The organism is Pseudomonas sp. KH_024_B2 (assembly GCF_057839965.1).
Genome location: NZ_CM174502.1, coordinates 5,517,999 through 5,536,891, shown reverse-complemented (window position 1 = coordinate 5,536,891; position 18,893 = coordinate 5,517,999). Strand labels below are relative to the sequence as shown.

Genomic DNA, 18,893 nt, shown 5'->3' with positions numbered 1-18,893 from the left:
TTCGCGGGCAAGCCCGCTCCCACAAGGTCAGCGAAAATCCTGTGGGAGCGGGCTTGCCCGCGAAGGCTATGTATCAGTCGTCGTAGCCCTCAGAGACGGTACGCAAACCCTCAATGCCCGTGGCTACGGCCCACATGTGAATGCTCGGCTTCACTCGCCACCACCCCGCCGCTCACCTCCAGCCGCTGCAAAATCCCGCACTGATCGATATCCGGCCCTTCGCTGCAGCGTTGGCGCAGGTCGAGCAGTTGTGCCTGCAAGGCCAGCAAGCCGTCGATCCGCGCCTTGACGTGGTGGATGTGTTCGTCGATCAAGGCGTTGACGCTTTCGCACTGACCTTGCGGGCTGTCGCGCAGGCCCAGCAGGCTGCGGATTTCCTCGAGGGTCATGTCGAGGGTGCGGCAGTTGCGGATAAAAGTCAGACGCTCGGTGTGGGCCTGGGTGTACAGACGGTAATTGCCTTCGCTGCGCGCAGGTGGCGGTAGCAGGCCTTCGCGTTCGTAATAACGAATGGTTTCGACCTGACAGTCAGTCAGTTTCGCCAGTTCACCGATCTTCATTTTCAATCATCTCCGATTGGCTGCTTGACCCTATAGTGGCTACAGGGTGTTCACTTGGCAACAGGCACCTTTTCGGACGGACCCCCATGAGCGATTCCCTGCACACCCATAAACCCGAGGCTGGGCATGATCACGATCACCGCAACAAGTTGCAGCCCGTGCAGAAGCACGATCACGGCGGTCATGGGGATTCCTGCTGTTCGTCTACCTTCGCGCCGTCGCTGATCACGTTCAGCGAAGCCCCCATGGTCGGCGCGCGCTTGAGCCGCTTCCGTATCGAAGCCATGGACTGCCCGACCGAGCAGACACTGATCCAGAACAAACTTGGCAAGCTTTCGGGTGTGCAGCAACTGGAATTCAACCTGATCAATCGGGTGCTGGGCGTCACTCACAACCTGCCATCCACCGCCCCCATCGTCGAGGCGATCAAATCCCTTGGCATGCACGCCGAGCCCATCGAACAGGGCTCCGCCGCTGAGATAGCGATCCAACCTGCGAAAAAAACCTGGTGGCCGCTGGCCCTGTCCGGCGTCGGCGCGTTGGCCGCCGAAGTGATCCACTTCACTAACGCCGCGCCGACCTGGGTTGTGGCATCGATCGCATTGGTGTCGATTCTCAGCGGTGGCCTCGGCACTTACAAGAAGGGCTGGATCGCCCTGAAAAACTTCAACCTGAACATCAACGCGCTGATGAGCATCGCCGTGACCGGTGCGGTATTGATCGGTCAGTGGCCGGAAGCGGCGATGGTGATGTTCCTGTTCACCGTGGCCGAGTTGATCGAAGCCAAATCCCTCGACCGCGCGCGCAACGCCATCGGCGGCCTGATGCAGATGGCGCCGGAACAGGCCACTGTGCAGCAGGTTGATGGCAGTTGGCTCGAATGCGAGGTGAAAACCATTGAATTGGGCGCGTTGGTGCGGGTTCGTCCAGGCGAACGTATCGGCCTGGACGGTGAAGTGGTGTCCGGTAACTCGACCATCGATCAGTCGCCGATCACCGGTGAAAGTCTGCCGATCGAGAAAACCATTGGCGATAAAGTCTTCGCCGGGACCATCAATCAGTCCGGTTCCCTGGAGTACAAGGTAACGGCTGCCGCCAATAACTCGACCCTGGCGCGAATCATTCATGCCGTCGAGCAGGCTCAGGGTGCGCGCGCACCGACTCAACGTTTCGTCGATACCTTCGCCAAGGTCTACACACCGGTGGTGTTCATCTTCGCCTTGGCCGTGGCGGTGATTGCGCCGCTGTTCATGGGCGGTGTCTGGTTCGAGTGGATCTATCGCGCACTGGTGCTGCTGGTGGTCGCTTGCCCATGCGCGCTGGTGATTTCTACCCCGGTGACCATCGTCAGCGGCCTCGCGGCAGCGGCGCGCAAAGGCATTCTGATCAAGGGCGGCGTGTATCTGGAGGGTGGTTACAAGCTCGATTATCTGGCCTTGGACAAGACCGGCACCATCACCCACGGCAAACCGCTGCAGACCGACTATCTGTCCCTTGATCCGATAGCCGCCGAGATCGCGCCGGGTATTGCCGCCAGTCTGGCCGGGCGTTCCGATCATCCGGTGTCTTTGGCCATCGCCAATGCGGCTGTGGATAAACAGCTGACGCTGCACGCTGTGGATAACTTCGAGGCCCTGAGCGGTCGTGGCGTGCGAGGCGAAATCGGTGGTCAGCTCTACCATTTGGGCAACCATCGTCTGGTAGAAGAACTGGGTCTGTGCTCGCCGGCGCTGGAAGAGAAGCTGTTCGCCCTGGAAGAGCAGGGCAAATCCGTGGTGCTGCTGCTCGATATGTCCGGGCCGCTGGCGTTGTTCGCGGTGGCGGATACGGTCAAGGAATCCAGCCGCGAGGCGATCCAGCAACTGCACGAGCTGGGCATAAAGACTCTGATGCTGACCGGCGACAACCCGCACACTGCCCAGTCGATTGCCGCCCAGGTTGGGATCGATCAGGCTCAGGGCAATCTGCTGCCAACCGACAAGTTGCAAGCCATCGAGGCCTTGTACGCTCAAGGCCAGCGGGTCGGCATGGTCGGCGACGGTATCAACGATGCGCCGGCGCTGGCCCGTGCCGAGATCGGTTTCGCCATGGCCGCGGCCGGTACCGATACTGCCATTGAGACCGCCGATGTCGCCCTGATGGACGACGATCTTCGCAAGATCCCGGCATTCATCCGACTCTCGCGGCAGACCTCAAGTATCCTCAAACAAAATATCGCCTTGGCGTTGGTCATCAAGGCGATCTTTCTTGGGGTAACCTTCCTGGGGCTGGCCACGATGTGGATGGCCGTTTTTGCCGACATGGGCGTCAGCCTGTTGGTGGTGTTCAATGGTTTGCGCCTGTTGCGCAAATAGACGATGAGAGGGTGCAGTGCTGAGTGCCGAGCTGAAGGCTTTTTACATGGTCGCCCGCCTGGGCAGCATTACCCAGGCGGCGAAAAAGCTCGGCCTGAGCCAACCGACGGTGACGACGCAGATTCGTCATCTGGAAAGCCAGTATTCAGTTGAGTTGTTCTACCGCGGCGGCCGCCGCTTGAGCGTCAGTGACGAAGGTGCGCGGCTGCTGCCGATGGTCAAAGTGTTGTTGCAGCAGGAGGCCGATATCGAGTTTTTCCTGCGCAACAGCGGCCAGGTGCAAGGCACTCTACGCATCGCCGCTACGGCGCCGTATTACATCCTCGATCTGGTGAAGACCTTCCGTGAGCGCTTGCCGCAGGTTGAGGTTTCGGTGGAGATCGGCAATTCGCAACAAGTGCTGGAATCGCTGGAGGAATACCGGGTCGATATTGCCGCTTCATCGCAGTTGCTGGAAGACGCGCGGTTGATTCGCCGGGTATTGGGCAGCGATCCGCTGGTGTTGGCGGTGCATCGCAATCATCCATTGGCGGCCCATGAGCATGTGCCCCTCAGTGCCCTGGCCGGACATACCTTGTTGATGCGCGAGTCGGGCTCGACCACTCGACGCCTGACCGAAGACCTGCTGCAAAACGCCAATGTCAGTTTCGGCCCGTTGCTGGAAATCGGCAGTCGTGAATCGATCCGTGAAGCGGTGCTGCGCAACATCGGCATTAGCATCATCGCCCGCCACGAAGTGCCCCACGATCCACAATTGCGAGTGCTGACCTTTGAAGGTGCGCCGCAGATTGCCGAGTACCTGTATTGCCTGAAAGAGCGAAAAGGCGCGCGCTTGCCGGCGGCGTTTCTGGGGTTGGCGCAGGAGATGGCGGGCTGCTGAGGTTTTGTAGTGGCTTAAAGATCCATTCGCGGGCAAGTCGGATCGCCGCACCGCCGCTCCCACAGGGGGATACGCGATCAACTGTGGGAGCGGGCTTGCCCGCGAAGGCGTCAGACCAGGCAATACATCTCTCACGGCAACCTCCCAACCCAAATCCACCAATACCAATATCGGCAGCTTTTGCCTCGCTGCCACATGACCTACGCATTCGCTCCCTAGGATGGCCTTCATCTGCTTGATGAGGTCCGTCCATGAACCATTCGATCGTAACTGCCCTGACCAATCCCGGTGCGCCGATGAAGGTGCGTGGTGTGCAGAAACGCTTCGGCGCGTTCACCGCGCTGGATAACGTTTCGCTGGACGTCGCCGCCGGCGAGCTGGTGTGTCTGCTCGGTCCGTCCGGTTGTGGCAAGACCACGCTGCTGCGCTGCATCGCCGGCCTTGAGCGCCAGGACCGCGGCGAGTTGTACCTCGGTGACCGCGACGTATCTCTCCTTGCACCGCAAGCCCGGGACTACGGCATTCTGTTCCAGTCCTACGCGCTGTTCCCCAATCTCACCGTCGAAGCCAATATTGCCTACGGCCTCGCCGGCAGTGGCCGCGATGAGGTGCGCAAGCGCGTCGGGCAGATGCTTGAACTGGTCGGTCTGATCGGCAGCGAGAAGAAATACCCCGGGCAGTTGTCCGGCGGCCAACAACAGCGTGTGGCCCTGGCTCGGGCCTTGGCCCCGGCACCGTCCTTGTTGCTGCTCGACGAGCCGATGTCGGCCCTCGACGCCCGGGTCCGCGAGCATCTGTGCACCGAGTTGCGTCAACTGCAACGCAATCTTGGCGTCACCACCCTGATGGTCACCCACAATCAGGACGAAGCGATGCTGATGGCCGACCGGATTGCCGTGATGAACAACGGCAAGGTCGAACAGTACGCCACGCCGCAGGAAATCTACGACAAACCGGCGACGCCGTTCGTGGCCGAGTTCGTTGGCCAGGGCAACTGGCTGCCGTTCCAGCGCAACAGTGATAGCCACGCTCAAGTCGGTGGAATGAATATGCGTCTGGCCGAAGGTTCTGGCCGAGCCGCCTCGGGCCGCTTGTTCTGCCGCCCGGAAGCCATCAGCGTCAACCCGTCGGTGCATGAAGAGAACCTGTTCCCGGCGCGGGTCCGTGAAATCACCTTCCTCGGCAACCGCTGCCGCATGAGTTTCGAGCTCAACGAATTGCCTGGTCACTCGCTGCTCGCCGAATTGACACCGCAAGACATGCCGCGCCTCGGGGCACAGGACATCATGGTCGCGTTGCCTCCGCGCAGCCTGCAGGTGTTTGCCTGATGAGCGCGCAGATCGCCTTGCCGATCCCGCACAAGCAGGTTCGGCAGACCACCCGCGCCGAACTGGGTGACCGGGTGTTCGTGGTGGGTGGCAAGGTCTTGCTGCTGTGCCTGTTGGGCATTGCGGTGCTGATGCCATTGTTGGCGATCTTCTGGCGCGGTTTCAGCGCCGAAGCCGGACAGGGCGGTGGTCTGGTGGCCGCTCGCGAACTGATGACCAGTGCCAACTTCCACTGGCTGCTGGGCAATAGCCTGAAAGTGTCTGTCAGCGTGGCGGCCATTGTCGTACCGCTGGCCTATCTGTTTGCCTACGCCTTGCAGCGCACCTTGATTCCGGGCAAAGGCATCTGGCGCGCAATGTCGCTGTTGCCGTTGATGGCCCCGTCGATGCTGCCGGGAATTGCGCTGGTTTATCTGTTCGGCAATCAAGGGATGCTTCGCGGGTTGGTCTCGGAAAACATCTATGGCTTCTGGGGGATCGTTCTTGGCGAGGTGATTTACACCTTTCCTCACGCTTTGATGATTCTGCTCTCGGCTTTGTCTCTGGCCGATGCGCGGCTGTTCGACGCTGCGTCGAGTATGGGTGCCAGTCCGGCCAAGGCGTTTCGTAGCATCACCTGGCCTGCGACCCGCCAAGCCGTTTTCGCCGCGTTCTGCCTGGTATTTACCCTGACCATCACCGACTTCGGCGTGCCGGTAGTGGTTGGCGGCGACTATCAGGTGCTGGCGCTGGAAGCCTACAAAGCCGTGGTCGGCCAGCAGCAGTTCGGTCGTGGTGCCTTGATCGGCATGGTGCTGTTACTGCCGGCGCTGTTCAGCTTCGGCGTCGATACCTGGCTGCGTCGTCGTCATGGCGACTCCATGAGCGGTCGGGCGCAGGTCTTTCAGCCAGCGCCGTCGCGGCTGCGGGATGCTTGCTTCATGGCCATCGTGTTGCTGATCTGTGCGGTGCTGTTGCTGGTGTTCGGCATGGCGGTGTACTCGTCGCTGGTCAAATTCTGGCCGTACAACCTGTCGCTGTCGCTCGATCACTACCAGTTCAACGACACTGCGGGCGGCGGTTGGCTGGCCTATGGCAACAGCGTGAAGATGGCTTTGTGTACCGCGTTGATCGGCAGCGTGCTGATCTTTACCGGTGCCTGGCTGATGGAGAAAACCAACGGCCAGCGTGGTTTGAATCAGGCGTTGCGCCTGCTCAGCTTCGTGCCGATGGCGGTACCGGGTTTGGTCCTCGGGCTGGGCTACGTGTTTTTCTTCAACCTCAACGGCAACCCGCTGCATGTGTTCTACGGGACCATGACCCTGCTGGTGGTCTGCACTATTGCTCACTATTTGACCACCGCGCAAATGACCGCCACCACTGCGCTGCGTCAACTCGACGCCGAGTTCGAAGCGGCCGCGCTGTCACTCAAGGCGCCGCTCTATCGACACTACCTGCGGGTCACCGTGCCGATCTGTCTGCCGGCGTTGCTGGATATCGTCCGCTATTTGTTCGTCTCGGCGATGACCACCGTCTCGGCGGCGATCTTCCTCTACAGCCCCGACACCATCCTCGCCGCGGTAGCGGTGCTGAACATGGACGACGCCGGCAACGTTGGCGGCGCGGCGGCCATGTCCACTCTGATTCTGTTCACCTCGGCGGGCGTCTCACTGCTGCTGGCTTGGGCTTCGCGCGGATTGCTGCGACGCTCCCAGGCCTGGCGGCAAACCGCGCCCGGCAACTGATTCGCGCAATAACTCACCCTGATCCGCACTCACAAAGGAACCGCACCATGTTCAAGCCCCTGGCACTTGCCGCTGCTGTCCTCACTGCTTTCAGCCTGAATGCCTTCGCGGCGAAAACCGAATTGACGGTCTACACCGCCCTCGAAGCCGAGCAACTGAAGACCTACAAGCAGGCCTTCGAAGCAGCCAACCCGGACGTCGAAATCAAGTGGGTGCGCGACTCCACCGGGATCATCACTGCCAAACTGCTGGCCGAGAAAGCCCGCCCGCAAGCTGATGCGGTCTGGGGCCTGGCGGCGTCGAGCCTGGCGATCCTCGACCAGCAAGGCATGCTGCAAAGCTACGCGCCCAAGGATCTGGGCAAGATCGGTGGCAACTACCGTGATGCCGCCAACCCACCGGCCTGGGTCGGCATGGACGTCTGGGCGGCGACCATTTGCTTCAACACCGTCGAAGCCGAGAAGCAGGGCCTGAGCAAACCCCTGAGCTGGCAGGACCTGACCAAGCCTGAGTACAAAGGCAAGATCGTCATGCCGAATCCGGCGTCGTCCGGTACCGGTTTCCTTGACGTCAGCGCCTGGTTGCAAACCTTCGGCGAGAAGCAGGGCTGGCAGTACATGGACGACCTGCACCAGAACATCGGTCAGTACGTTCACTCCGGTTCCAAGCCGTGCAAACTGGCTGCTGCGGGTGAGTTCCCGATCGGTATTTCCTTCGAATACCCGGCGGTGCAGTTGAAACGCCAGGGCGCGCCGCTGGATATCGTCCTGCCGAAAGAAGGTCTGGGTTGGGAAATCGAAGCCACTGCGGTGATCAAGGGTACGCCACACATCGATGCCGCGAAGAAGCTTGCCGACTTCTCTGCAAGCCCGGCGGCGATGGAACTGTACAAAGAGAACTTCGCGGTACTCGCGCAGCCCGGCATTGCCAAACCGCAGACCGAACTGCCGGCTGACTATGAGCAGCGGCTGATCAAGAACGACTTCGCCTGGGCCTCGAAAAACCGCGATGAGATCCTGACCGAATGGCGCAAGCGCTATGACGGCAAGTCGGAGAAGGTGGTTGCCAAGTAACATTCTTTTTGGCGGATAGGGCCCCTTCGCGGGCAAGTCGGATCGCCGCACCGCCGCTCCCACATGAAATCTCCAGTGTTACTGCAAATGGGGCTGTACATGGAGATCCAGTGTGGGAGCGGGCTTGCCCGCGAAGGCAGTTTTGAATTCAGGAAAAAAACATGGCTAATCACAGCGATATGCTGATCGTCGGCGCAGGCATTCTTGGTTTGTCCCACGCTTTTGCAGCGGCCAAGCGCGGTTTGCGGGTCAAGGTTTTCGAACGCAGCGCCACGCCGTTGGGCGCATCGGTGCGCAACTTCGGTCAGGCGCTGGTTACCGGCCAACCGCCCGGGCCGATGCTCGATCTGGCGCGGGCCAGCCGCGATATCTGGGGGCAATGGGCGCAGGTGGCCGGTTTGCAGCTCAAGCGCAACGGCTCATACCTGTTTGCTCGCAACGAAGCCGAGGAACAATTGCTGGAAGCCTTCTGCGGCGGACGCGCGGTGGAGCACGGCTACCGCGTCGAGCTGCTGCGCGGCGCGGCATTACGCGATTTGTACGGTGGCCAGTTCAGCCATCACCGCTCGGCGCTGCATGGTCTGGATGATCAGCAACTGTATTCCCGTGAAGCGATACCGGCGCTGATCGAGTATCTACGCCGCGAGCTGGGTGTGGAGTTCCACTTTTCCACGCTGGTGCGCGACATCGAACCCGGCCAATTGCACAGCACTGCAGGCACCTTCCGTGGCAAGCACATTATCGTTTGCTCCGGGCATGATTATCAGACGCTGCTGGCCGAGCAGATCGCTGAACTGAACCCACAAGTCTGCCGGCTGCAGATGCTCCGCGCGCGGCCGCAGATCAATCTGAATCTGCAACACGCGTTGCTGACCGGTTTGAGTTGTGTGCACTACGGCGCGTTCGCCGACTTGCCGGAAGCCGCGCCGGTGCAGGCACAGATTCTTCGCGAATCGCCGCACTTGCACGAGCACGGCATTCACCTGCTGATCAGTCCTACGCCCTACGGCGAGCTGATCATTGGCGACTCTCACCATTACGGCAGCGATCCCTCGCCGTTCAATGCCGAGCAAGTCGACAATTGGTTGATCGAACTGGCCGAACAGACTCTGGGTTGCAAGGTGCAAGTGGTCGAACGCTGGCAGGGTGTCTATGGTTCTCGCGGGCCTGGGCCGTTCTCGTTTCTGCGCGCGGCACCGGGGGTAAGCCTGGCGCTGATGCATACCGGGGTGGGCATGAGCGTCGGGCCGGCAATGGCTGAAGGTAATGTCGCGACCTTGTTGGGGGAGTTGCGATGAATCGCAATGAGCAGGTCATCGCCGAGGTCTTCGGCTTGTACGAGCAATTCGGTGACAGCGATTACATCGGCGAACCGGTGTCGCAGATCGAGCACATGTCCCAGGCTGCGCAGCTGGCGATGGCCGAGGGCTTCGACGATGAAGTGGTGCTGGCGGCGTTCTTTCACGACATCGGGCATATCTGCGGGCATGGCGCTGAGAACATGGGCGGGTTTGGTGTGGTCAGCCATGAGCGGCTGGGAGCGGATTACTTGCGTCGCGCCGGATTCAGTGAGCGCATGGCGCGGTTGGTGGAATATCACGTTCAGGCCAAGCGTTATCTGACGTTGAAAGAGTCGGGGTACTACGAGCGACTCAGCGAAGCCAGCCGTCGGACTCTGGAATATCAGGGTGGGGTGATGAGCGCTGCCGAGGCCGAAGCATTCGAGCAAGACCCGCTGTGTGCTGTCAGCCTGCGGATAAGGCATTGGGATGAAGAGGCCAAGGAGTTGGGGGTGCCGGTGATGGATCTGAGCGTGTTGAAGGAAAAGGCGTTGAGGCTATTGGCGGTGTAGTCGCTGTTGAACTCATGACCTGCAATTGCTTGCCTACATCAATTAACGAAGTTTCTTACGAAAAATTCAGATACGTCATGTCGAACGTTCGTGGGAGGTGAACTAGTGTTGTTGACCTTTCAACGTAAGAGAAAAAAACATGCGCTATTTGAAAATTACCGCTCAGGATCGCAGTGGCAATCAGCGGGCGGATACCGTTCTGCTACATTTTTTCGAAGAAATCAAAAATGCCGAAGACAAGCTGATCCATAAGGCTTATGCACTGGATATCACGGCAGACGGCAAGGTGGATTTTCAGGTCGGCGACGTCAATAACGACGGTGAAGAGAACACTAAAGATGAACGGCTGCTCAAGATGTTTGCAGACGCCTATTTGCAGCTGAACTGGTTCAACCCTGGCGATACCTGGGCACGTTACCTCAAGATTTTCGTCGAGGACTTCGCCCAGGATGACTCTCCCGATACCGTGCGCCTGCACTTCCACGAGGGGACGGGCGAACCGACGGATGAAACCATCATCTACACCGCGTCTGCGTACGATACCAACAATGATGGAACGCTGGATTGGCTAATCCATTTCGACATGGATAACGACGGCGATATCGATGCCGTGGATCAGCGTCTCGTATCGTTGCTGAGCAATGAATACCTGAAGTTCAAATGGAAATGACCGCTCGGTAACACGCAGAGAGTGGGAGCCATCAACTTCATCGCGGACAGGGCAGGAGTGCTCTTGTGGGAAGGGCCGGGCGACGTTCGCTTGCCCGCGAAAGGGCCGGTGCAGACACCCGAGATTTAAAGCTCGAGCACTTTCTGCGCCAACACCTCAATCTGCTCCTGCCTATCCGCCTGACTCAACCTCGCCTGCGGATTAAGCGACGACCACTGCGGATGTGCCCGTGCCTTGTTCAGCGCCTCCGGCAATTTCCCTTCGCGCCAGGTTTTGTCTTGCGGGGTAGCGACCTGAATGCTGTCCATCGCCGCGTGTCCACGCAGATTCAAGGCCTGGAGCAGTTGTCGTTGGCGCAGGGCGAGCAGGCGCAGCACGCTGTCGTCGACGGTCAGTTCGCGTTGGCCTTTGATCTTGCCGAGCAAGCGGCTGCCATAGGCGCGGGCGGTTTGCAGTGCGCCGCCAGCGATCGCGCCGGCCAGCGCAGCAGCGCCCAGGGTCAGGCCACCCACCAGCAAGTCCACTCCGGCACCGGCCGCCGCACCCGCGGCGATCCCGCCGCCGACCCGGACCCCAAGCTGCTTGAGGGTTTCCGGGTTGAACAAGTCATCGCCCCAACGGCCATCGAGCAGCGGCAAATCGCTGGCGGCGGCGTCCTCTGGGCGGAAGGCGTAGAGCTTGAGCAGCGCTTCGACGCAGCGTTGCTCCCGTTGGCGAATGGTTTTGCGCAGCTCGCCGATGGCGTGCTGTTCTTGCTCGGCTTCGCTGACCACACTGCGTCGGCACGCCGCGCAGTCGATCAACAGTTCAGCGATCAGGCGAGCGGCGCTTTGCTGACGGGCCAGACGTTGCGCCTGTTGATCGGCGATCAGTCGCTCCAGTTGTCCGCGGGAGTTTTCCAGCAGCAGGGCCAGGCTTTCGTAGAGTCGCCGTTCGCCGTCTTCCGGCGGCGCCACACTGTCGAAACGCACCAAGGCATGCAGCCCGAGTCGAGCCAGGGCTTCGCGCCAGTCGGGTTCGCGGTGATTGGCGCTGCTGACGAAGTTCAGTACCGGCAACAGCGGCTTGCCGCAACTGGCTAGCACTTCCAGTTCGTCACGGTACTTGGCCAGCACCGGCTCGCGGGCGTCGATCACATACAGCCCGGCATCCGAGGCCAGCAACTGGCGCAGGACTTTGGCTTCCTGTTCGAAACGCTGACGCGCCTCGCTGCCGTCGAGAAACCGCGCCAGGCGCGCCGGACCGTCGAGGCGTTCGCCGGGGCGCTCCAGACGCTCCAGATAATCGAGCAGGGCGATGGCGTCTTCCAGTCCCGGCGTGTCGTACAGATCAAGCAAGGCCTCGCCGTCGACCGATAACCGTGCGCCCTCGACATGCCGGGTGGTGCTCGGTCGATGGGAGACTTCGCCGAAACCGACGTCCCGGGTCAGGGTGCGCAACAATGAGGTCTTGCCGACATTGGTGTGGCCGACCACGGCCAGTTTCAGTGGCTGCTTCCCGGGTTTAGTCATGACCCGTCTCCAGCCAGTTCATCGGCGCGCAATCGGCGAAAGGCAGTTCCAGTTGTTGCAGGGCGACATGCCAGTCGCCGAGGCGTTCGGCGTCCAGGGCCTGACCGGTCGGTGCTTGCAGCAGCCAGATACGGGTCGCTGTCGCGTTACGGGCCAGTTCAGCAATCAGCGCCAGGCTGCCGCGATCCGGCGAGCGGCGCGGGTCGCAGGCAATCGCCAGGCGTGCCGGGGGGAAACGGCTCATTTGCTCCAGCAGCTTTTGCCGGGATTCGCGGCTATCGAGGATGCCGGCACCTTTAACGGCTTTCGGCAATTGCGGCGGCCACGGGCGCTGATCGTCCAGCTCGATGGCCACCAGCAAGGCACCTTCACTTTCCAGCGCGCTGACGCCGCCCTGAACATGATGCAAGTGTTCGGGCGCCGCATCGCTGACACCGAGGCGTTCGCTGCTGGGCATCAAGCGCTCGCGCAGTTGACTGTAGCCGGGCAGGTTGAGATCAAGGTGCAGGGTCGAGCGGCCACTTTTCCAGCGCCACAAACAGAACAGCGCGAGGATCAGACGCGGCAATACGCCGTAGACCAGCAGCACGCCCACCAACCATGCAGCCCAGGCTTGTCGGGCGCTTTCGATATTCAACGCGGCGTCGCCGCTGGCGCGGATCATGTCCACGGTCGGCACGCTGAAACCCAATAGCGCTGGAATGGCGCCGAGAGTCTGGGTCATGACGACAAAGGTCTCGCCTCCGAGGATGGTGGTCTCCCAGACGAAACCGTAGCGCCGGGTCGCCATCAGCATCAGCGAAATGGCCAGGGCGCTGAGCATGGCCAGCAACCACAAGCCGTTGACCAGTACACCGACGGCCCAGCGATTGAGTTTCTTGCGTCGCAGCAATAGCAGCAGGGCGGGCGCCAGTTGGGCGGCTTTGGCGTCGCGGGCAAGTTTTTCGCTGAGCCACAACCATAAGCGCCCGAGATTGGCGCTGTGCTCACCGGCGAACAGCAGACCCAAGGCCCAGCCGAGCAGAAGGATCAGGTTCAAGCCGAGCAGGCTGCCCAGGGCCCAGAACACATTGACCGGCACCTGACCGTCGCCCAAGGCGGCAAAGGCCAGACCGGCGCCGCTGACGATGGCCAGCACCGCCAGCACGATCAACGCCAGTCGCGCGCCTTGCAGCCAATGACGCAGCGCGTCGGTCAGTCCATCGCGCTCGGCCAGCCACAGGGCGCGGTGCTGGATTCGAGTCGGCAGGTCACCACCCGCGCTGCGGGCCAGGCGGTTGGCTTCGAGGTCTTCCAAAGGGCCTGCGTGTTCTTCGCGCAGGCGGATGGTTTCAGTTAGCCAGAGGTTTTCCAGCGGGGTCAGTGCAGTCACGCGGCATCCCATTGCTCAAGTGAGCCAAGAGCATAACCGCTGTGCGCTGATCGGGGTACGTTGCGAGCGCCCGGGCCTCTGGTATCCTCGCCGACATGAATAAAACTCTCCCCCTCAGCCTGATCGCAGCCCTCGGTGAAAACCGTGTGATCGGCGTCGACAACAGCATGCCCTGGCACTTGCCGGGGGATTTCAAATACTTCAAGGCCACCACCCTCGGCAAGCCGATCATCATGGGTCGCAAGACCTGGGATTCCCTCGGCCGTCCGTTGCCTGGTCGATTGAACATCGTGGTCAGCCGTCAGGCGGATCTGCGTCTGGAAGGTGCCGAAGTCTATTCGTCGCTTGAAGCCGCGGTGGTCCGGGCTCAGGAATGGGCGCGCGAGCAGGGCGTCGATGAGGTGATGTTGATTGGTGGTGCGCAGTTGTATGCGCAAGGAATGGAGCAGGCCGATCGCCTGTACCTGACCCGCGTGGCGCTGAGTCCGGAAGGCGATGCGTGGTTTCCGGAGTTTGATCTGGCGCAGTGGAAGCTGGTGTCCAACACCCCGAATCCGGCGGAAGGTGACAAGCCGGCGTACAACTTCGAGGTGTGGGAGAAGGCTTAAAAGCTTCGCGGGCAAGCGAACGTCGCCCGGCCCTTCCCACAATGTCAGGGTGTGAATCACACATTGTGATCGACACATATCCTGTGGGAGCGGGCTTGCCCGCGAATGCGATGGATCAGTCAACACACTCAGTCGAGCAGATCATTCAAGCCTGCGCCAACTCTGCATGCTCATCCGCATCCAGCAAGCTCTTGTCAGTCTGCTGCATGATCTGGCTGGTGATCGCACCGGCGGTCATCGAGCCGCTGACGTTCAATGCGGTACGGCCCATATCGATCAGCGGTTCGACCGAGATCAGCAACGCCACCAGCGATACCGGCAAACCCATGGCCGGCAACACGATCAGCGCGGCGAACGTCGCACCGCCACCGACACCGGCAACCCCGGCCGAACTCAAGGTCACAATCGCCACCAGCGTCGCGATCCACAGCGGATCCAGCGGATTGATGCCCACGGTCGGCGCCACCATCACCGCCAACATCGCCGGATAAAGCCCGGCACAGCCGTTCTGGCCAATGGTCGCGCCGAACGAAGCGGCAAAGCTGGCGATCGACTGTGGAATGCCCAGACGACGAGTCTGCGCTTCGATGCTCAGCGGAATGCTCGCGGCGCTTGAACGGCTGGTGAAGGCAAAGGTCAGCACCGGCCAGATTTTACGGAAGAAGCGCAGCGGGTTGATCCCGGCCAGCGAGACCAGCAGGCCGTGAACCACGAACATCAGCCCCAGGGCGATGTACGACACCACCACGAAACTGCCGAGCTTGATGATGTCTTGCAGGTTGGAGCCGGCGACCACTTTGGTCATCAGCGCCAGCACGCCGTATGGCGTCAGCTTCATCACCAGCCGCACCAGCCGCATCACCCAGGCTTGCAGGGTGTCGATGGCGTTGAGCACTTTCTGGCCTTTCTCGGCATCGTCCTTGAGCAATTGCAGCACCGCGACGCCGAGGAAGGCAGCGAAGATCACCACGCTGATGATCGAGGTCGGCTTGGCCCGGGCAAGATCGGCGAACGGGTTTTGCGGGATGAACGACAGCAGCAGTTGCGGGATATTCAGGTTGGCGACCTTGCCCGCGTAATCGGTCTGAATGGTTTGCAGACGCGCCAGTTCCTGAGTGCCCGCCACCAGACCTTCAGCGGTCAGGCCAAACAGGTTGGTCAGACCGATGCCGATCAGCGCCGCAATCGCGGTGGTGAACAGCAGCGTACCGATGGTCAGGAAGCTGATTTTGCCCAGCGACGAAGCGTTGTGCAGACGGGCCACGGCGCTGAGGATCGAGGCGAACACCAGCGGGATTACGATCATCTGCAGCAACTGCACGTAACCGTTGCCCACCAGATCGAACCAGCCGATCGAGGCTTTCAGGGCCGGGCTGTCCGAACCATAAATGCTGTGCAGTGAGGTACCGAAGAGCACACCCAGCACCAGGGCGAACAACACCTTTTTCGCCAGGCTCCAGGTGGTGTGACGGGTTTGTGCCAGGCCCAGCAGCAAGGCGAGGAATACCAGCAGATTGAGGATCAGCGGCAGATTCATTGAGGCTCCAATAAGACTTGTGCCAATCGCGTTCCGGCGCGATTGCGAGCCGGCGATCCTAACAGCTTGATATATAATGATTTAATACCTGGATGGAATGGCAGCTGTCGTTTTTGGAATAAGCCGCTGACGCTCAGGCGAATGTCGGTGACGTGATCAGAACGCAAGCAGTCGCGCGGAGGCGAGGACTGTCATGCGGATTTGTTAGCGTCGATGACTTTCATTCAGGGAGAAAACGCGCATGAAACTCGTTCCGAAATTGTTTGCCGCCGCGCTGTGCCTGGGCCTTGCCGGCCAAGGGTTTGCCACCGAATTGAAGCACTGGCCAGAGGCTCAGGCCAAACAACTGGACGCGATGATCGCGGCCAACGCCAACAAGGGTAACTTCGCGGTGTTCGACATGGACAACACCAGTTACCGCTACGATCTGGAAGAGTCCTTGTTGCCGTTCATGGAAAACAAGGGCCTGATCACCCGCGAGAGCCTCGATCCCTCCCTGAAGCTGATCCCGTTCAAGGACACCGCTGACCACAAGGAAAGCCTGTTCAGTTACTACTACCGCCTCTGCGAACTCGATGACATGGTGTGTTACCCATGGGTCGCGCAAGTGTTTTCGGGTTTCACCCTCAACGAACTCAAAGGCAATGTTGATGAGTTGATGGCCTCGGGCAAACCGGTGCCGAGCACCTATTACGAAGGCGATGTGGTCAAGAAGATTGACGTGAATCCACCGAAGATCTTCACCGGCCAGAAAGAGCTCTACAACAAGCTGATGGAAAACGGCATCGAGGTCTATGTGATGACCGCCGCATCCGAAGAGCTGGTGCGGATGGTCGCGTCCGATCCGAAGTACGGCTACAACGTCAAACCGCAAAACGTGATTGGCGTGACGCTGCTGCTCAAGGACCGCAAGACTGGCGAGTTGACCACCGCGCGCAAGCAGGTCACTGCCGGCAAGTATGACGAGAAGGCCAACCTGGGCCTCGAGCTGACGCCGTACCTGTGGACTCCAGCCACCTGGATGGCCGGTAAGCAGGCCGCGATCCTGACTTACATCGACGAATGGAAAAAACCGGTGCTGGTGGGCGGCGACACACCCTCCAGCGATGGCTACATGCTGTTCCACAGCGTCGATGCGACCAAGGGCGGCATCCACCTGTGGGTCAACCGCAAGGACAAGTATATGACCCAGATTAACGGCATGATGGCCAAAAACGCCGCAGCCCAGGCCAAAGAAGGCCTGGCGGTGACGGCAGACAAGAATTGGGTGATCGTGAAGCCGGAAGACATTCAGTAACACTGCCTTCGCGGCTGGCTCGCTCTTACAGGCGCTACAAATCCAATGTGGGAGCGAGCTTGCTCGCGATGAGGCCCTTGAACACACCGCACATGCTTGGTGTGGGAAGGCAGTGTGGCCTGAAAAATGGCCTTTGCTGACAGACCGCTATCGCGAGCAAGCTCGCTCCCACACTTGACCGAGTCGCCCCCAAATAAAATGCCCCGCACTTGGCGGGGCATTTTTTGTTCAGCTACTCGGGATCACAGACCGTCGAGCATCGCCTTGTTGCGCACAGCACCTTTGTCGGCGCTGGTGGCGAGTAGAGCGTAGGCCTTCAGCGCGGTGGTCACTTTACGTGGACGCACTTCGACCGGTTTCCAGCCTTTCTTGTCTTGCTCGGCACGGCGGGTGGCCATTTCTTCGTCGCTGATCAACAGGTTGATCGAGCGGTTTGGAATGTCGATCAGCACTTTGTCGCCATCGCGTACCAGGCCAATCGCGCCGCCGGCGGCCGCTTCAGGCGAAGCGTGACCGATGGACAGACCCGAGGTGCCGCCGGAGAAGCGACCGTCGGTGAGCAAAGCGCAGGCTTTGCCCAGGCCTTTGGACTTCAGATAGGAAGTCGGATAGAGCATTTCCTGCATGCCCGGACCGCCTTTCGGGCCTTCGTAACGGATGATCACGATGTCGCCGGCTTTCACTTCGTCGGCGAGGATGCCGCGTACGGCGCTGTCCTGGCTTTCGAAGATTTTTGCGTTGCCTTCGAACACATGAACCGACTCATCGACGCCAGCGGTTTTCACCACGCAGCCATCCAGAGCGATGTTGCCGTACAGCACGGCCAGGCCGCCTTCTTGCGAGTAAGCATGCTCGACACTGCGGATGCAGCCGTTTTCACGGTCGTCGTCCAGGGTTTCCCAACGAGTCGACTGGCTGAACGCGGTCTGGGTCGGGATACCGGCCGGGCCTGCTCTAAAGAAGGTGTGAACCGCTTCATCGTCAGTCTGGGTGATATCCCATTTGGCGATGCCGTCGGCCAGGGTCTTGCTGTGAACGGTCGGCAGGTCGGTGTGCAACAAGCCGCCACGGGCCAGTTCGCCGAGGATGCTGAAGATCCCGCCAGCGCGGTGCACGTCTTCCATATGGTACTTCTGGATGTTCGGCGCGACCTTGCACAGCTGCGGCACTTTGCGCGACAGGCGATCGATGTCCTGCAGGTTGAAGTCGATCTCGGCTTCTTGAGCCGAGGCCAGCAAGTGCAGGATCGTGTTGGTCGAGCCGCCCATGGCGATGTCCAGCGTCATGGCGTTTTCGAACGCCTTGAAGTTGGCGATGTTGCGCGGCAATACCGACTCATCGTTCTCGTTGTAGTACTGACGGCACAGATCGACGATGGTGCGGCCTGCTTGCAGGAACAACTGTTCGCGATCGCTGTGAGTGGCGAGTGCCGAACCGTTGCCCGGCAAGGCCAGGCCCAATGCTTCGGTCAGGCAGTTCATCGAGTTGGCGGTGAACATGCCGGAGCACGAGCCGCAGGTCGGGCAGGCGCTGCGCTCGTATTCAGCGACTTTCTCGTCAGAAGCGCTGGAATCGGCGGCGATGACCATGGCGTCAACCAGGTCCAGACCATGGCTGGCGAGCTTGGTTTTACCGGCTTCCATCGGCCCGCCGGAAACGAAGATTACCGGGATGTTCAGGCGCAAGGCGGCCATCAGCATACCGGGGGTGATCTTGTCGCAGTTGGAGATGCAGACAATCGCATCGGCACAGTGGGCGTTGACCATGTACTCGACGGAGTCGGCGATGATCTCGCGGCTCGGCAGCGAATAGAGCATGCCGTCGTGGCCCATGGCGATGCCGTCATCCACCGCGATGGTGTTGAATTCTTTGGCGACGCCACCGGCGCGTTCGATCTCGCGGGCGACCAGTTGGCCCATGTCCTTGAGGTGGACGTGGCCCGGTACGAATTGGGTGAACGAGTTGGCAATGGCGATGATCGGCTTTTTGAAGTCGTCATCTTTCATCCCCGTGGCGCGCCACAGTGCGCGGGCACCGGCCATATTGCGGCCGTGGGTGGATGTTTTCGAGCGGTAATCAGGCATGGAGCACTCCGGGCGGTTAATCAGGTATCAAAAGGGAAGTGAG

Annotated in this window: 15 protein-coding genes; 10 read left to right on the top strand and 5 right to left on the bottom strand. The window is 60.6% G+C overall.

Translation table 11 applies throughout. The annotated features are described in order from the left end of the window. Positions 1-110 precede the first annotated feature (110 nt). Positions 111-560: a Cd(II)/Pb(II)-responsive transcriptional regulator gene (gene cadR, locus AC3I0A_RS25760; protein WP_489375327.1), complete on the bottom strand. Its 450-nt coding sequence runs from the start codon at positions 558-560 to the stop codon at positions 111-113. A gap of 86 nt (positions 561-646) precedes the next feature. Between cadR and AC3I0A_RS25755 the strand changes: the two genes are divergently transcribed. The 8 genes from AC3I0A_RS25755 (at position 647) to AC3I0A_RS25720 (ending at position 10,441) form a co-directional block, all read left to right on the top strand. Next, positions 647-2,914, top strand: coding sequence for a heavy metal translocating P-type ATPase (locus tag AC3I0A_RS25755; protein WP_489375326.1), 2,268 nt, complete (start codon positions 647-649; stop codon positions 2,912-2,914). Between the two features lie 16 nt (positions 2,915-2,930). Further along, positions 2,931-3,794: a LysR family transcriptional regulator gene (locus tag AC3I0A_RS25750; protein ID WP_489375325.1), complete on the top strand. Its 864-nt coding sequence runs from the start codon at positions 2,931-2,933 to the stop codon at positions 3,792-3,794. A gap of 251 nt (positions 3,795-4,045) precedes the next feature. Beyond that, complete coding sequence (locus AC3I0A_RS25745; protein WP_489375324.1) at positions 4,046-5,122, top strand: putative 2-aminoethylphosphonate ABC transporter ATP-binding protein; 1,077 nt, start codon at positions 4,046-4,048, stop codon at positions 5,120-5,122. Further along, positions 5,122-6,846: a putative 2-aminoethylphosphonate ABC transporter permease subunit gene (locus AC3I0A_RS25740; protein WP_489375323.1), complete on the top strand. Its 1,725-nt coding sequence runs from the start codon at positions 5,122-5,124 to the stop codon at positions 6,844-6,846. Before AC3I0A_RS25745 ends, AC3I0A_RS25740 begins: the two co-directional genes overlap by 1 nt. A 47-nt stretch (positions 6,847-6,893) precedes the next feature. Then, the gene (locus AC3I0A_RS25735) at positions 6,894-7,919 is read left to right on the top strand and encodes a putative 2-aminoethylphosphonate ABC transporter substrate-binding protein (RefSeq protein WP_489375322.1); all 1,026 of its coding nucleotides are present in this window, start codon (positions 6,894-6,896) and stop codon (positions 7,917-7,919) included. A gap of 161 nt (positions 7,920-8,080) precedes the next feature. Then, on the top strand, positions 8,081-9,217 hold the full coding sequence (locus AC3I0A_RS25730) for a TIGR03364 family FAD-dependent oxidoreductase (RefSeq protein ID WP_489375321.1): 1,137 nt from the start codon (positions 8,081-8,083) through the stop codon (positions 9,215-9,217). Then, positions 9,214-9,771 carry a phosphonate degradation HD-domain oxygenase gene (locus AC3I0A_RS25725; RefSeq protein ID WP_489375320.1) on the top strand — a complete coding sequence of 186 codons (558 nt, stop codon included), beginning with the start codon at positions 9,214-9,216 and terminating at the stop codon, positions 9,769-9,771. The genes AC3I0A_RS25730 and AC3I0A_RS25725 overlap by 4 nt, the downstream gene beginning before the upstream one ends. Before the next feature lie 139 nt (positions 9,772-9,910). Then, entirely contained in the window at positions 9,911-10,441 is a 531-nt protein-coding gene (locus tag AC3I0A_RS25720) for a hypothetical protein (RefSeq protein ID WP_489375319.1), read from the top strand. 125 nt (positions 10,442-10,566) lie between these two features. On the opposite strand, the gene AC3I0A_RS25715 is transcribed toward AC3I0A_RS25720, so the two are convergent. Next, positions 10,567-11,952, bottom strand: coding sequence for a GTPase/DUF3482 domain-containing protein (locus AC3I0A_RS25715; protein ID WP_489375318.1), 1,386 nt, complete (start codon positions 11,950-11,952; stop codon positions 10,567-10,569). Continuing rightward, the gene (locus AC3I0A_RS25710; RefSeq protein WP_489375317.1) at positions 11,945-13,324 is read right to left on the bottom strand and encodes a DUF2868 domain-containing protein; all 1,380 of its coding nucleotides are present in this window, start codon (positions 13,322-13,324) and stop codon (positions 11,945-11,947) included. Before AC3I0A_RS25710 ends, AC3I0A_RS25715 begins: the two co-directional genes overlap by 8 nt. A gap of 95 nt (positions 13,325-13,419) precedes the next feature. On the opposite strand from AC3I0A_RS25710, the gene AC3I0A_RS25705 reads away from it, so the two are divergent. After that, the gene (locus tag AC3I0A_RS25705) at positions 13,420-13,932 is read left to right on the top strand and encodes a dihydrofolate reductase (RefSeq protein WP_489375316.1); all 513 of its coding nucleotides are present in this window, start codon (positions 13,420-13,422) and stop codon (positions 13,930-13,932) included. Positions 13,933-14,077: 145 nt separating this feature from the next. Here the strand turns inward: AC3I0A_RS25705 and AC3I0A_RS25700 are convergent, their stop codons facing one another. Further along, on the bottom strand, positions 14,078-15,469 hold the full coding sequence (locus tag AC3I0A_RS25700) for an L-cystine transporter (protein ID WP_489375315.1): 1,392 nt from the start codon (positions 15,467-15,469) through the stop codon (positions 14,078-14,080). A 241-nt stretch (positions 15,470-15,710) separates the two neighbouring features. On the opposite strand from AC3I0A_RS25700, the gene AC3I0A_RS25695 reads away from it, so the two are divergent. Continuing rightward, positions 15,711-16,766 (top strand): HAD family hydrolase, encoded by a 1,056-nt coding sequence (locus tag AC3I0A_RS25695; protein ID WP_489375314.1) that lies wholly within the window; start codon positions 15,711-15,713, stop codon positions 16,764-16,766. 242 nt (positions 16,767-17,008) lie between these two features. On the opposite strand, the gene ilvD is transcribed toward AC3I0A_RS25695, so the two are convergent. Continuing rightward, on the bottom strand, positions 17,009-18,850 hold the full coding sequence (ilvD, locus tag AC3I0A_RS25690; RefSeq protein WP_489375313.1) for a dihydroxy-acid dehydratase: 1,842 nt from the start codon (positions 18,848-18,850) through the stop codon (positions 17,009-17,011). Between the last annotated feature and the right edge of the window lie 43 nt (positions 18,851-18,893).

Bases quoted from the DNA above. Each gene is read 5' to 3' on its own strand.
- ilvD (WP_489375313.1), bottom strand. From the start codon at position 18,850: ATGCCTGATTACCGCTCGAAAACATCCACCCACGGCCGCAATATGGCC.
- AC3I0A_RS25695 (WP_489375314.1), top strand. From the start codon at position 15,711: ATGAAACTCGTTCCGAAATTGTTTGCCGCCGCGCTGTGCCTGGGCCTT.
- AC3I0A_RS25705 (WP_489375316.1), top strand. From the start codon at position 13,420: ATGAATAAAACTCTCCCCCTCAGCCTGATCGCAGCCCTCGGTGAAAAC.
- AC3I0A_RS25730 (WP_489375321.1), top strand. From the start codon at position 8,081: ATGGCTAATCACAGCGATATGCTGATCGTCGGCGCAGGCATTCTTGGT.
- AC3I0A_RS25725 (WP_489375320.1), top strand. From the start codon at position 9,214: ATGAATCGCAATGAGCAGGTCATCGCCGAGGTCTTCGGCTTGTACGAG.
- AC3I0A_RS25755 (WP_489375326.1), top strand. From the start codon at position 647: ATGAGCGATTCCCTGCACACCCATAAACCCGAGGCTGGGCATGATCAC.
- AC3I0A_RS25745 (WP_489375324.1), top strand. From the start codon at position 4,046: ATGAACCATTCGATCGTAACTGCCCTGACCAATCCCGGTGCGCCGATG.
- AC3I0A_RS25700 (WP_489375315.1), bottom strand. From the start codon at position 15,469: ATGAATCTGCCGCTGATCCTCAATCTGCTGGTATTCCTCGCCTTGCTG.
- AC3I0A_RS25735 (WP_489375322.1), top strand. From the start codon at position 6,894: ATGTTCAAGCCCCTGGCACTTGCCGCTGCTGTCCTCACTGCTTTCAGC.
- AC3I0A_RS25720 (WP_489375319.1), top strand. From the start codon at position 9,911: ATGCGCTATTTGAAAATTACCGCTCAGGATCGCAGTGGCAATCAGCGG.
- AC3I0A_RS25740 (WP_489375323.1), top strand. From the start codon at position 5,122: ATGAGCGCGCAGATCGCCTTGCCGATCCCGCACAAGCAGGTTCGGCAG.
- AC3I0A_RS25715 (WP_489375318.1), bottom strand. From the start codon at position 11,952: ATGACTAAACCCGGGAAGCAGCCACTGAAACTGGCCGTGGTCGGCCAC.
- cadR (WP_489375327.1), bottom strand. From the start codon at position 560: ATGAAGATCGGTGAACTGGCGAAACTGACTGACTGTCAGGTCGAAACC.